This window comes from Massilia sp. HP4, from assembly GCF_005222695.1.
GTDB lineage: Bacteria > Pseudomonadota > Gammaproteobacteria > Burkholderiales > Burkholderiaceae_D > Telluria.
Map to the genome: position 1 here is coordinate 37342 of NZ_STGG01000023.1, position 12983 is coordinate 50324.

The 12983-nt window shown below is 61.9% G+C and carries 12 protein-coding genes; all 12 read left to right on the forward strand.

Translation table 11 applies throughout. The features are described 5' to 3' along the window. Nucleotides 1–5: 5 nt before the first annotated feature. Nucleotides 6–482: an NADH-quinone oxidoreductase subunit NuoE gene (nuoE, locus tag E8M83_RS10960; protein WP_137173398.1), complete on the forward strand. Its 477-nt coding sequence runs from the start codon at nt 6–8 to the stop codon at nt 480–482. Further along, nucleotides 479–1774 (forward strand): NADH-quinone oxidoreductase subunit NuoF, encoded by a 1296-nt coding sequence (gene nuoF / locus E8M83_RS10965; RefSeq protein ID WP_137173399.1) that lies wholly within the window; start codon nt 479–481, stop codon nt 1772–1774. The genes nuoE and nuoF overlap by 4 nt, the downstream gene beginning before the upstream one ends. A gap of 21 nt (nt 1775–1795) precedes the next feature. Further along, nucleotides 1796–4138 carry an NADH-quinone oxidoreductase subunit NuoG gene (gene nuoG, locus E8M83_RS10970; protein ID WP_137173400.1) on the forward strand — a complete coding sequence of 781 codons (2343 nt, stop codon included), beginning with the start codon at nt 1796–1798 and terminating at the stop codon, nt 4136–4138. Next, on the forward strand, nt 4138–5229 hold the full coding sequence (nuoH, locus tag E8M83_RS10975; RefSeq protein ID WP_137173401.1) for an NADH-quinone oxidoreductase subunit NuoH: 1092 nt from the start codon (nt 4138–4140) through the stop codon (nt 5227–5229). Before nuoG ends, nuoH begins: the two co-directional genes overlap by 1 nt. A gap of 9 nt (nt 5230–5238) precedes the next feature. Next, entirely contained in the window at nt 5239–5727 is a 489-nt protein-coding gene (nuoI, locus tag E8M83_RS10980) for an NADH-quinone oxidoreductase subunit NuoI (RefSeq protein WP_137173402.1), read from the forward strand. A gap of 22 nt (nt 5728–5749) precedes the next feature. Next, complete coding sequence (locus E8M83_RS10985; RefSeq protein ID WP_137173403.1) at nt 5750–6433, forward strand: NADH-quinone oxidoreductase subunit J; 684 nt, start codon at nt 5750–5752, stop codon at nt 6431–6433. After that, nucleotides 6430–6738 carry an NADH-quinone oxidoreductase subunit NuoK gene (gene nuoK, locus E8M83_RS10990; protein ID WP_123067878.1) on the forward strand — a complete coding sequence of 103 codons (309 nt, stop codon included), beginning with the start codon at nt 6430–6432 and terminating at the stop codon, nt 6736–6738. The genes E8M83_RS10985 and nuoK overlap by 4 nt, the downstream gene beginning before the upstream one ends. Nucleotides 6739–6777: 39 nt before the next feature. Beyond that, on the forward strand, nt 6778–8889 hold the full coding sequence (gene nuoL, locus E8M83_RS10995) for an NADH-quinone oxidoreductase subunit L (RefSeq protein ID WP_137173404.1): 2112 nt from the start codon (nt 6778–6780) through the stop codon (nt 8887–8889). A 22-nt stretch (nt 8890–8911) separates the two neighbouring features. Further along, nucleotides 8912–10414: an NADH-quinone oxidoreductase subunit M gene (locus E8M83_RS11000; protein WP_137173405.1), complete on the forward strand. Its 1503-nt coding sequence runs from the start codon at nt 8912–8914 to the stop codon at nt 10412–10414. A gap of 6 nt (nt 10415–10420) precedes the next feature. Next, the gene (nuoN, locus tag E8M83_RS11005) at nt 10421–11935 is read left to right on the forward strand and encodes an NADH-quinone oxidoreductase subunit NuoN (protein ID WP_170976765.1); all 1515 of its coding nucleotides are present in this window, start codon (nt 10421–10423) and stop codon (nt 11933–11935) included. 9 nt (nt 11936–11944) lie between these two features. Further along, nucleotides 11945–12271, forward strand: coding sequence for a DUF2818 family protein (locus tag E8M83_RS11010; protein ID WP_137173406.1), 327 nt, complete (start codon nt 11945–11947; stop codon nt 12269–12271). A gap of 121 nt (nt 12272–12392) precedes the next feature. Next, complete coding sequence (locus E8M83_RS11015; RefSeq protein WP_137173407.1) at nt 12393–12959, forward strand: NUDIX domain-containing protein; 567 nt, start codon at nt 12393–12395, stop codon at nt 12957–12959. The last annotated feature ends 24 nt before the right edge of the window (nt 12960–12983 follow it).

The following is a 12983-nucleotide window of genomic DNA, read 5'->3' on the forward strand; positions in this document are numbered from 1 at the left end:
AGAAAATGTTATCGCAGCAGTGCTACCAAAAAATCGATCGCGAGCTGGCCAAGTACCCAGCCGATCAACGCCAGTCGGCCGTGATGGCTTCGCTGGCCCATGCCCAGGTCGAACTGGGCTGGTTGTCGCCTGAAACCATGCAAGAAATTGCCGACTACATCGGCATGCCGGCGATCGCCGTGCAGGAAGTGGCGACTTTCTACAATATGTTCAACATCAAGCCGGTCGGCCAGCACAAGATCACCGTGTGCACCAACCTGCCATGCGCGCTGTCGGGCGGCGAACGCGCGGCCCAGCGCATCAAGGACGCGCTCGGCATCGACTTCCGCGACACCACCGCCGACGGCAAATTCACGCTGATGGAAGGCGAATGCATGGGCGCCTGCGGCGACGCACCGGTCATGCTGGTGAACAATCACCGCATGTGTTCGTTCATGAGCGACGCCAAGATCGACGCCCTGCTTGAGGAACTGAACAAATGACCAGCCTGCACGACCGTCACATCAAACCGCTGATCCTCGCCAACCTGAACGGCGAAAACTGGCACCTGGCCGACTACGTCAATCGTGGCGGCTATTCGGCGCTGCGCCGCATCATCGAAGAAAAGATCACCCCTGAGCAGATCATCGCCGACATGAAGGCCTCGGGCCTGCGTGGTCGCGGCGGCGCCGGTTTCCCGACCGGCCTCAAGTGGAGTTTCATGCCGCGCCAGTTCCCGGGCCAGAAATACCTCGTCTGTAATAGCGACGAAGGCGAGCCGGGCACGTTCAAGGACCGCGACATCATGCGCTACAACCCGCATTCGCTGATCGAAGGCATGACCATTGCTGCCTTCGCGATGGGCGTCACCGTGGGTTACAACTATATTCACGGCGAGATCTTCGCGGACTACCTGCGCTTTGAAGAAGCGCTGGAAGAAGCACGCGCGGCGGGCTTTTTGGGCAATAACATCCTGGGCAGCGAGTTCAGCTTCCAGCTGCACGCCCACCACGGCTACGGCGCCTATATCTGCGGCGAAGAAACCGCCTTGTTGGAATCGCTCGAAGGCAAGAAGGGCCAGCCGCGCTTCAAGCCGCCATTCCCGGCCTCGTTCGGCCTGTATGGCAAGCCGACCACGATCAACAACACCGAGACCTTCGCGGCCGTCCCGTTCATCCTGAACATCGGCGCCGAGAACTACATGGCGCTCGGCAAGCCGAACAACGGCGGCACCAAGATCTTCTCGATCTCGGGCGACGTCGAGCGTCCAGGCAACTACGAAGTCCCGCTCGGTACGCCATTCGCGACCCTGATGGAACTGGCGGGCGGCATGCGCGGCGGCAAGAAGATCAAGGCCGTCATCCCTGGCGGTTCGTCGGCGCCTGTCGTTCCTGGCGACCTCATGATGCAGACCGACCTGGACTATGATTCGATCGCGAAAGCCGGTTCGATGCTGGGTTCGGGCGCCGTCATCGTCATGGACGAGACTCGCTGCATGGTCAAGTCGCTGCTGCGCCTGTCGTACTTCTATTACGAGGAATCGTGCGGTCAGTGCACCCCGTGCCGTGAAGGCACCGGCTGGATGTACCGCATGGTCCACCGCATCGAGAACGGCCAGGGTCGTCCGGAAGACATGGATCTGCTGAACAACATCGCCGACAACATCAAGGGCCGCACCATCTGCGCGCTCGGCGATGCGGCCGCGATGCCTGTCCAGGCGATGATCAAGCACTTCCGCCAGGAATTTGAATATCACATCGAGCACAAGCACTGCCTCGTGCCCGCATACCTTTAAACCAGGTCAGGTAACGATCAAATGGTTGAAATCGAATTAGACGGCAAGAAAGTCGAAGTCCCACCGGGTTCCATGGTGATGGACGCCGCAAACAAACTCGGCACCTATATTCCGCACTTCTGCTATCACAAGAAATTGTCGATCGCAGCGAACTGCCGCATGTGCCTGGTCGAAGTGGAGAAGGCGCCCAAGCCGCTGCCGGCATGCGCCACGCCAGTGTCGCCGGGCATGATCGTGCGCAGCCACAGCGACAAGGCCGTGCAGGCCCAGAAGTCGGTGATGGAATTCCTGCTCATTAACCACCCGCTGGATTGCCCGATCTGCGACCAGGGCGGCGAATGCCAGTTGCAGGATCTGGCCGTCGGCTACGGCAAGAGCGGCTCGCGCTACGAAGAAGAAAAACGCGTGGTGGCCCCGAAAGAAGCGGGCCCGCTGATCTCGATGGAAGAGATGTCGCGCTGCATCCAGTGCACCCGTTGCGTGCGTTTCGGCCAGGAAGTTGCCGGCGTCATGGAATTCGGCATGCTGGGCCGCGGCGAGCACTCCGAGATCACGACTTTCGTCGGCAAGACCGTCGACTCGGAAGTGTCCGGCAACATGATCGACCTGTGCCCGGTCGGCGCGCTCACCAGCAAGCCGTTCCGCTACTCGGCACGTCCATGGGAACTGCAGCGCCGCAAGTCGGTCTCGCCGCACGATTCGCTGGGCGCCAACCTGATCGTCCAGGTCAAGGGCGGCAAGGTCATGCGCGTGCTGCCGCTCGAGAACGAAGCGGTCAACGAGTGCTGGCTGTCCGATAAAGAGCGTTTCTCGTACGAAGCGCTGGACAATGCCGATCGCCTGACGAAACCGATGATCAAGCAGGACAACAAGTGGATCGAGACCGAGTGGTCGACGGCCCTTGAATATGTTGCCCACGGCCTGCGCAATATCCGCCACGAGCACGGCGCCGACAGCCTTGCGGCCGTCGCCACCGCCCACTCGACCGTGGAAGAACTGTATTTGCTGAACAAGGCGTTCCGCGGCTTCGGTTCGGAGAATGTCGACTTCCGCCTGCGCCAGAGCGATTTCGCGCTGGACGGCCAGGTGACCCCGTGGCTCGGCATGCCGATCAACGATATCAGCAAGCTCAAGCGTGCACTGGTCATCGGTTCCTTCCTGCGCAAGGATCATCCGCTGGTCGCGACCCGCCTGCGCGCTGCGACCAAATCGGGCCTGCGCCTGTCGCTGCTGACCGGTAGCGACGACGAACTCCTGATGAGGACGGCCCATAAACTGGTCGCCGCGCCAAGCGACTGGCTGGTTGCGCTGTCGGAAGTCGTGGTTGCCATCGCTGCCGACAAGAACATCGCCGTGCCAGCCGGTTTCGAAGGCATTGAAGCCTCCGATATCGCCAAGGCGATCGCCGCTTCGCTGGTCGTCGTCGGTGACGTCGAGGTGCCAGGCGCGATCCTGCTGGGTAACGCCGCCGCACAGCACCCGCAAGCGTCGCAAATCCACGCCGCCGCGCAGTGGATCGCCGAGCAGACCGGCTGCAGCTTCGGCTACCTGGTCGACGCTGCCAATACCGTCGGCGGCCACCTGGTCGGTGCTGTCTCTGGCAAGAAAGAGTCGATCTTCGCCACGCCGAAGAAAGCCTATGTGCTGCTGAACGCCGAACCGGAACTCGATGCGGCCAACCCGCAGCAAGCCGTCGCCGCCCTGAAGGGCGCCGAAATGGTGGTTGCCATGTCGGCCTTCAAGCACGGCATGGACTACGCCGACGTGCTGCTGCCGATCGCGCCGTTCTCGGAAACCTCGGGCACGTTCGTGAACTGCGAAGGCCGCGCACAGAGCTTCAACGGCACCGTGCGTCCGCTGGCCGAAGCGCGTCCAGCCTGGAAAGTGCTGCGCGTGCTGGGCAACCTGCTCGGCCTGCAAGGTTTCGACTACGACACCTCGGAAGCGATCCGCGACGAAGCCTTCGGCAAAGGCAATACCGACCTGTCGGCCAAGCTGAACAACAAGGCGAGCCTGGCGCCAACCGCGGGTTCGTACGCCCCGGCCGGCCAGCTCGAGCGCCTGACCGACGTGCCGGTGTACTTCACCGACGCGCTGGCCCGCCGTTCCGAGCCGCTGCAGCGCACCGCCGACGCCAACGCGCCGCTGGTCACGCTGTCGAAAGCGGTCGCCGAATCGATCGGCGTCAATGCCGGCGACAAGGTCAAGGTCACCCAGGGCAGCGGTTCGGCCGTGCTGGTCGCCAATGTCGACAAGACCCTGCCGTCGAACGCAGTGCGTGTCGCTGCCGGCCACCCGGCCGTGGCCACGCTCGGCGCGATGTTCGGTTCCATCCAAGTTGAAAAAGCAGGGGAGGGCAAGTAATGGCAACGCCCGGTTATATCGATTCGTTCAACGCCGGCGGCGCCGACCTGCTCGGCCCGGTCTGGCCCCTGGTCTGGACCATCATCAAGATCGTCGCGGTGGTCGCACCGCTGATGATCGCGATCGCCTACGCCACCCTGTGGGAACGTAAATTCATCGGCTGGATCCAGATCCGTATCGGCCCGAACCGCGTCGGTCCTGGCGGCCTGCTGCAGCCGATGGCCGACGGCCTGAAACTCCTGATCAAGGAGATCGTGATCCCGGCCAAGGCGAACCGCAACCTGTTCATCATCGGCCCGATCATGACGATCATGCCGGCGCTGGCGGCTTGGGTCGTGGTGCCGTTCGGCCCGCAGTTCGCGCTGGCCGACGTCAACGCCGGCGTGCTGCTGCTGCTGGCGATCACCTCGGTCGAAGTCTACGGCATCATCATCGCCGGCTGGGCCTCGAACTCGAAGTACTCGTTCATGGGCGCGATGCGCGCCTCGGCCCAGATGATCTCCTACGAAATCCCGATGGGCTTCGTGCTGGTGGTCGTGCTGATGGTCTCGGGCACCCTGAACCTGTCGGGCATCGTCGCCGGCCAGCAAGTGGGCATGTTCGCCGACATGGGGATCAACTTCCTGTCGTGGAACTGGCTGCCGCTGTTCCCGCTGTTCATCATCTACCTCGTGTCGGGCCTGGCCGAATGCGGCCGTCACCCATTCGACGTGATCGAAGGCGAATCGGAAATCGTGGCCGGCCACATGGTCGAGTACTCGGGTATGTCGTACGCGATGTTCATGCTGGCCGAATACGGCAACATGATACTGATCGGTACCCTGGCTTCGCTGTTCTTCATGGGCGGCTGGTCGGCGCCGTTCGCCTTCCTCGAAGTGGGCGGCACCATTGGCGGCTTCATCGGCTTCTTCTGGCTGTTCCTGAAGGCCTTCCTGTTCGTGACCTTCTTCATCTGGGTGCGCGGTACCTTCCCACGCTACCGCTATGACCAGATCATGCGCCTGGGCTGGAAAGTGTTCATCCCGCTGACCCTGATCTGGCTGGTCGTCGTTGCCGTCTGGATGCAGACGCCGTGGAATATTTGGAAGTAAGGAACGGACATGTCTCGAATGAAAGAAATCCTCGGCAGCCTCATGCTGACCGAGTTGATCAAGGGCTTGGCCCTGACCGGGAAATATGCGCTGTCGCGCAAGATCACGGTCCAGTACCCGGAAGAAAAGACGCCGATGTCGAACCGCTTCCGCGGCCTGCACGCGCTGCGCCGCTACCCCAATGGGGAAGAGCGCTGCATCGCCTGCAAGCTGTGCGAAGCGGTGTGCCCGGCGATGGCGATCACGATCGAATCGTCGCAGCGCGATGACGGCACCCGCCGCACCACGCGCTACGACATCGACCTGACCAAGTGCATCTTCTGCGGCTTCTGCGAAGAATCGTGCCCGGTCGACTCGATCGTGGAAACCCACGTGCTGGAATACCACGGCGAGAAACGCGGCGATCTCTACTACACCAAAGAGATGCTGCTCGCCGTGGGCGACCGCTACGAAGCCGACATCGCCGCCGCCCGCGAGGCGGACGCGAAGTACCGCTAAACATAAGGGTCCTGGGTAAGTCATGACATTTACAACTGTTCTGTTCTACGTGTTCGCGGCCATCATGGTGCTGGCCGCACTGCGCGTCATCACGGCCAAGAATCCGGTCCACGCCGCGCTGTTCCTGGTGCTGGCCTTCTTCAACGCGGCCGGTATCTGGCTGCTGCTGAAGGCCGAGTTCCTCGCCATCGTGCTGGTGCTGGTCTATGTCGGCGCCGTCATGGTGCTGTTCCTCTTCGTCGTCATGATGCTCGACATTAATATCGACCGCATGCGCGAAGGCTTCTGGGGTTACCTGCCGGTGGCGTCCATCGTCGGCGGCCTGATCGTGCTCGAGATGGGCGTCGTGCTGTGGCACGGCTACAGCAACTTCGAGCAGAGCGCCGAAGCGGCTGCCCTGAACATCGGCGGCACCAAGGAACTGGGCCTGCAGATCTACACCCGCTACATCTACGGCTTCGAGATCGCCGCCGTGGTGCTGCTGGTGGCGATCATCGCCGCCGTCGCCCTGACCCTGCGTCGCCGCAAGGACACCAAAGCCATCGACCCGGGCCTCGCGGTTCGGGTCAAGCGTAACGACCGCCTCAAGATCGTCAAGGTCGCGACGGTCAACCAGCGCGCCATCGACGCAGCGAACGTCGAGAAGGCCGCAGCCGCTGCTGCTGCAGCTGCCGCCGCCGCCGCCGAACCGAAGGAGCCAAAATGACCTTGACGCTCGCACACTACCTGATCCTGGGCGCGATCCTGTTCGCGATCTCGGTGGTCGGTATCTTCCTGAACCGGAAGAACATCATCATCCTGCTGATGGCCATCGAATTGATGCTGCTGGCGGTGAACCTGAACTTCATCGCGTTTTCCCACTACCTGGGGGACGCGGCGGGGCAGATCTTCGTGTTCTTCATCCTGACCGTCGCTGCCGCCGAGTCCGCAATCGGCCTGGCAATCCTGGTGGTCCTGTTCCGTAACCTGGACACGATCAACGTGGAAGACCTCGACAGCCTCAAAGGCTGATGAGCTCGTCTCGATAACTAATAACGAATAAGGTTCAACATGGCGGGGCAAATTTCAACCTCACTCTTACTGGCGGTGCCTCTGGCGCCGCTGGCAGGCTCGGCGATCGCCGGCCTGCTCGGCACCAAGTTCCTGGGCAATGTGGTCGGCCGCAAGGTGTCGCATACGGCGACCATCCTGGGCGTGCTGATCGCGCTGATCATCTCGGTGCAAACCCTGATGGCCACGCTCGACGGCTTCAAGCTGAATGAAGATCTCTACACCTGGATGACGGTCGGCACGCTGAAACTGGCGGTCGGCTTCCAGATCGACACCCTGACCGCGATGATGATGTGCGTCGTGACCTCGGTGTCGCTGATGGTCCACATCTACACGATCGGCTACATGGCCGAAGACGACGGCTACAACCGCTTCTTCTCGTACATCTCGCTGTTCACCTTCGCGATGCTGATGCTGGTCATGTCCAACAACTTCCTGCAGCTGTTCTTCGGCTGGGAAGCAGTGGGCCTGGTCTCGTACCTGCTGATCGGCTTCTGGTACACCCGTCCGACCGCGATCTTCGCCAATATGAAGGCCTTCCTGGTTAACCGCGTGGGCGACTTCGGCTTCATCCTCGGCATCGGCCTGATCCTGGCCAGCGCCGGCACGATGAACTACGTCGAAGTGTTCGACAAGGCCGACCAGCTGGCCCTGATGACCGTGCCGGGCACCGACTGGCCGCTGCTGACCGCCGCCTGTATCTGCCTGTTCATCGGCGCGATGGGTAAATCGGCGCAGTTCCCGCTGCACGTCTGGCTGCCTGACTCGATGGAAGGCCCGACCCCGATCTCGGCACTGATCCACGCCGCAACGATGGTTACCGCCGGCATCTTCATGGTGTCGCGCATGTCGCCGCTGTTCGAGCTGTCGGATGGCGCACTGTCGTTCATCATCGTCATCGGTTCGATCACCGCGCTGTTCATGGGCTTTTTGGGCATCATCCAGAACGACATCAAGCGCGTCGTTGCTTATTCCACCCTTTCTCAGCTCGGTTACATGACCGTGGCGCTGGGCGTGTCGGCCTATTCGGTCGCCGCCTTCCACCTGATGACCCACGCGTTCTTCAAGGCACTGCTGTTCCTTGGCGCCGGTTCGGTCATCATCGGCATGCACCACGATCAGGACATGCGCAATATGGGCGGCCTGCGCAAATACATGCCGATCACCTGGATCACTTCGCTGATCGGTTCGCTAGCCCTGATCGGTACCCCATTGTTCTCGGGCTTCTACTCGAAGGATTCGATCATCGAAGCGGTGCACGCAAGCACGCTGCCGGGTTCGGGCTTCGCCAACTTCGCGGTGCTGGCCGGCGTGTTCGTCACGGCGTTCTACTCGTTCCGTATGTATTTCCTGGTGTTCCATGGCGAAGAGCGTTTTGGCAAGGCACATGCTCACGATCATCATGACGATCATGCGCATCACAAAACTGCTGCGCACGACCACGCCGATCCGCATGCGCACCATGATTCGGATGCGCACCATGAAGAAGAACACGATGACCACGGCCACCACGGCCTGGCCCCGGGCCAGAAGCCGCACGAGTCGCCATGGGTCGTGACCCTGCCGCTGATCCTGCTGGCGATCCCGTCGGTTGTCATCGGCTACCTGGCGATCGGTCCTATGTTGCACGGTAAGTTCTTCGATGGCGTGATCACGGTCAATCCTGCTCACCCTGCGATGGCGGAACTGGGCGAAATGTTCCATGGCGCCGGCGCGATGGCCCTGCACGGTCTGCAGACCGCACCGTTCTGGCTGGCACTGGCTGGTGTCGTTGCCGCCTACTACTGCTATATGGTCAACCCGCGCGTGCCGGCCTGTTTCTATGCCAAGCTCAAGCCGCTGCACACCCTGCTGGACAACAAGTACTACATGGATGCGTTCAACCAGAAGTTCTTCGCTGGCGGCGCACTCGGCGTGGGCAAGGGCCTGTGGAATGTCGGCGACCGTGGCCTGATCGACGGCCTGGTCGTCAATGGCAGCGCCAAACTGGTGGGCTGGTTCTCGACCGTCACCAAGCGCGCGCAGACCGGTTACATCTATCACTATGCGTTCGTGATGATCGTCGGCGTACTGGCAGCGATGCTGTACTTCTTCCCGTTCTGGCGCGGTTAATCACAGGCAGAGATAAAGAAAAATGATGCAGTCAACAATTTCTACGTTTCCACCGTACCTGAGCCTGGCAATCTGGCTCCCGATCCTGTTCGGCGTGCTGGTCCTGGCCATCGGCCGCGACAAGAACGCCGGGATGGTGCGCATGATGTCGCTCGTGGGCGCCGTCGTCAGCCTGCTGCCGACGATCCCGCTGATCGCCAACTTCGACAACGCTGCCCATGGCATGCAGTTCTATGAACAGGCGGCCTGGATCGATCGCTTCAACGTCTTCTACCGCCTTGGCGTGGACGGCCTGTCGCTGTGGTTCGTGCCGCTGACCGCCTTCATCACCATCATCGTGGTGCTGGCGGCGTGGCAGGTGATCGAAGAGCGCGTTGCCCAGTACATGGGCTCGTTCCTGATCCTGTCGGGCCTGATGATCGGCGTGTTCTGCGCGCTGGACGGCCTGCTGTTCTACTTCTTCTTCGAGGCCACCCTGATCCCGATGTACATCATCATCGGCGTGTTCGGCGGCCCGAACCGGGTGTATGCGGCGTTCAAGTTCTTCCTGTACACCTTCTTCGGTTCGCTGCTGACCCTGGTCGCGATCGTCTACCTGTACACCCAGTCGCAATCGTTCGACATCCTGGCCTGGCATCAGCTGCCCTTGACGATGAAAGAGCAGATCCTGATCTTCATCGCCTTCTTCATGGCCTTCGCCGTGAAAGTGCCGATGTGGCCGGTGCACACCTGGCTGCCGGATGCCCACGTCGAAGCGCCAACCGGCGGTTCGGTCGTGCTGGCCGCGATCATGCTGAAGCTGGGCGCTTATGGTTTCCTGCGTTTTTCGCTGCCGATCACCCCGGACGCATCGCAGTACCTGGCGCCGGTCGTGATTGGCCTGTCGCTGGTCGCCGTGATCTACATTGGCCTGGTGGCCCTGGTGCAGAAAGACATGAAGAAACTGGTCGCCTATTCGTCGATCGCGCACATGGGCTTCGTGACCCTGGGCTTCTTCATGTTCAACGACCTGGGCGTGCAGGGCGGCCTGATGCAGGCAATCTCGCACGGCTTCGTGTCGGGCGCGATGTTCCTGTGCATCGGCGTGCTGTACGACCGCGTCCACTCGCGTGAAATCGCCGACTACGGTGGTGTGGTCAACACCATGCCGAAGTTCGCGGCCTTCGTGGTGCTGTTCTCGATGGCCAATGCCGGCCTGCCGGCGACCTCGGGCTTCATCGGCGAGTTCATGGTCATCCTGGGCGCCGTCGAGTTCAACTTCTGGACCGGTGTCGCATCGGGCACCGCCCTGATCCTGGGCGCGGCCTACTCGCTGTGGATGGTCAAGCGCGTCATCTTCGGGCCAGTGGCCAACAAGAAAGTCGCCGCGTTGACCGACCTGAACGGCCGCGAGTTCGCCATCCTGTCGGTGCTGGCAATCGCCACCCTGGCGATGGGTCTGTATCCAGCGCCGATCGCCGAGACGCTGCAAGTGTCGGTCACCGACCTCTTGCAACACGTCGCAGTCAGCAAAGTGCCTCAATAAAACGCCATGAATGAAATGAACTCGACCCTGTTATCGGCCGCCGACACCAATCTGGCGCCGGTGTATGCCGAAATCTTCCTGCTGATCGCGACTTCCGCGATCCTGCTGATCGACCTGTTCCTGAAAGAAGGCAAGCGCAACCTGACCTACGGCCTGTCGCTGCTGGCGATCGGCGGCTGCGCGATCCTGTCCTTCATGGACTTCGAGTCGGGCGCGACCGTGTACACCTTCAGTGGCATGTACGTGTCGGATCCGATGTCGAACCTGCTGAAGATGTTCACCTACCTGGCCACGGCCATGACCATCGTCTACTCGCGCCAGTACGCCGGCGACCGCGGCATGATGTCGGGCAACCTGGGCGGTGAGTTCTACACGCTCGCGCTGTTCTCGATGCTGGGCCAGATGATCATGATCTCGGGTAACAGCATGCTGTCGATCTACCTGGGCCTGGAACTGATGTCGCTGTCGCTGTACGCGCTGGTTGCGCTGCGCCGCGACCACGCCGTCTCGACCGAAGCCGCGATGAAGTACTTCATCCTGGGCGCCCTGGCATCGGGTTTCCTGCTGTATGGCATCTCGATGATCTACGGCGCGACCGGTTCGCTCGACATCACCACCATCGGCCAAGTAACTGCCGCCGAAGGCGCGAACCGCACCATCCTGGTGTTCGGCCTGGTGTTCGTGGTGGCCGGCCTGGCCTTCAAGCTGGGCGTGGTGCCATTCCATATGTGGGTGCCTGACGTCGTGCAAGGTTCGCCGACCGCCGTGACCCTGCTGCTGGGTGGCGCGCCGAAGATCGCGACCTTCGCCATCGTGATCCGCCTGCTGGCCGAAGCCCTGCCGTCGATGGCCTTCGACTGGCAGCAGATGCTGCTGGTGGTCGCCGTGCTGTCGCTGGCCTTCGGTAACGTCACCGCGATCGCGCAGACCAATATCAAGCGCATGCTTGCGTATTCCACCATCGCGCAGATGGGCTTCGTGGTGCTGGCCCTGGTGGTCGGCAACGTCGACGGCGACACCACCAATGCCGCCGCTGCCTACAGCGCTGCGATGTACTACACCATCATCTATGTGTTGACCACGGTCGGTACCTTCGGCCTGATCATGATGCTGGCGCGCGCCGGCCATGAGGCCGAGCTGATCAGCGACTTCAAGGGTCTCGGCAAGCGCAGCCCATGGTTCGCGATCGTCGCCACGATCCTGATGTTCTCGCTGGCCGGCGTGCCGCCGATGGTGGGCTTCATCGCCAAGTACGCGGTGATCCAGGCCGTTGCCGATGCCGGCATGGTGTGGCTGGCCGTCGTGGCCGTGATGTTCTCGCTGATCGGCGCGTTCTACTACCTGCGCATCGTCAAGACCATCTGGTTCGACGAAGCGGTGGACACTGCCGCGATCGCGACCCCGACCGACATGCGCGTCATCATGTCGCTCAACGGTGTTGCCATCGTCGTGCTGGGCGTGATTCCTGGCGGCCTGCTGGCGATCTGCTACAGCGCCATGCAGGCGACCCTGGCGAACTGAGGCTGACCAATGGATAGCTCGCTGGCCGTCATGCTGGTGATTGCCCTCGCGCTGGCGGGGGCCAATCTGCCGTTCGTGAACGAGCGCCTGTTCGGGCTCGTGCCGGTGCCTGGCGGCAAGGCGGCGGCGAAGGCTCGCAACAAGGCTTTCGCGCTGCGCCTGCTCGAACTGGTGGTGCTGTATTTCATCGTCGGGCTGGTGGCCAAGCTGCTGGAATCGCGCATCGGCTCGGTGTTCGTGCAGACCTGGGAGTTTTATGCGGTGACCGGGTGCATGTTCCTGGTGCTGGCGTTTCCGGGCTTCGTGATGCGGTATATGCGCAAGCGGCGCGCTTAAATTCCATTCGTTGAACGCGTCGGCGGCGGAGCCGCCAACCCTACGGTAATCAGGGTTGGTGCTCCGCCGCCGACGCGTTTGGCTTATGATCTTCCCATCTGCATAATCGACGGAGTAGCGAATGGAGCACAAAGTGTCGGAACTGATAGAAACCCGCATCGACGGCGGCGTCGTCTACGACGGCCACTTTTTGAAAGTCGAGAAAGACCGCATCCGCCTGCCTGACGGCTCGGAAAGCCAGCGCGAATTCTTCCGCCACCCCGGCGCCGTCGTGATCCTGCCGCTGTTGCCCGACGGCCGCGTGCTGCTCGAGCGCCAGTTCCGTTATCCGAACGCCCAGGTCTTCATCGAATTCCCGGCCGGGAAGATCGACCCGGGCGAAGACCACCTCGAATGCGCCAGGCGCGAGCTCAAGGAAGAGACCGGCTACACGGCGGGCCGCTGGCGTTTCGTGTGCACCATCCACAATGCGATCGCCTATTCGGACGAGCACCTCGAGATCTTCCTGGCCGAAGACCTGACCGCCGGCGAGCAGCAGCTCGATGCCGGTGAATTCCTGGAAACCTTCAGCGCCACCGTGCCCGAGCTGCTCGAGATGGTGCGCCGGGGCGAGATCACCGACGTCAAGACCATCATCGGCACGTTCTGGCTCGAGAAAATCCTGGCCGGCGACTGGACGCCTGCCTGAAGACCATGCGGCCGGGTCGGAGCT

Coding starts and splice junctions, on each gene's coding strand:
- nuoE (WP_137173398.1), top strand. CDS start 6: ATGTTATCGCAGCAGTGCTACCAAAAAATCGATCGCGAGCTGGCCAAG.
- nuoF (WP_137173399.1), top strand. CDS start 479: ATGACCAGCCTGCACGACCGTCACATCAAACCGCTGATCCTCGCCAAC.
- nuoG (WP_137173400.1), top strand. CDS start 1,796: ATGGTTGAAATCGAATTAGACGGCAAGAAAGTCGAAGTCCCACCGGGT.
- nuoH (WP_137173401.1), top strand. CDS start 4,138: ATGGCAACGCCCGGTTATATCGATTCGTTCAACGCCGGCGGCGCCGAC.
- nuoI (WP_137173402.1), top strand. CDS start 5,239: ATGTCTCGAATGAAAGAAATCCTCGGCAGCCTCATGCTGACCGAGTTG.
- E8M83_RS10985 (WP_137173403.1), top strand. CDS start 5,750: ATGACATTTACAACTGTTCTGTTCTACGTGTTCGCGGCCATCATGGTG.
- nuoK (WP_123067878.1), top strand. CDS start 6,430: ATGACCTTGACGCTCGCACACTACCTGATCCTGGGCGCGATCCTGTTC.
- nuoL (WP_137173404.1), top strand. CDS start 6,778: ATGGCGGGGCAAATTTCAACCTCACTCTTACTGGCGGTGCCTCTGGCG.
- E8M83_RS11000 (WP_137173405.1), top strand. CDS start 8,912: ATGATGCAGTCAACAATTTCTACGTTTCCACCGTACCTGAGCCTGGCA.
- nuoN (WP_170976765.1), top strand. CDS start 10,421: ATGAATGAAATGAACTCGACCCTGTTATCGGCCGCCGACACCAATCTG.
- E8M83_RS11010 (WP_137173406.1), top strand. CDS start 11,945: ATGGATAGCTCGCTGGCCGTCATGCTGGTGATTGCCCTCGCGCTGGCG.
- E8M83_RS11015 (WP_137173407.1), top strand. CDS start 12,393: ATGGAGCACAAAGTGTCGGAACTGATAGAAACCCGCATCGACGGCGGC.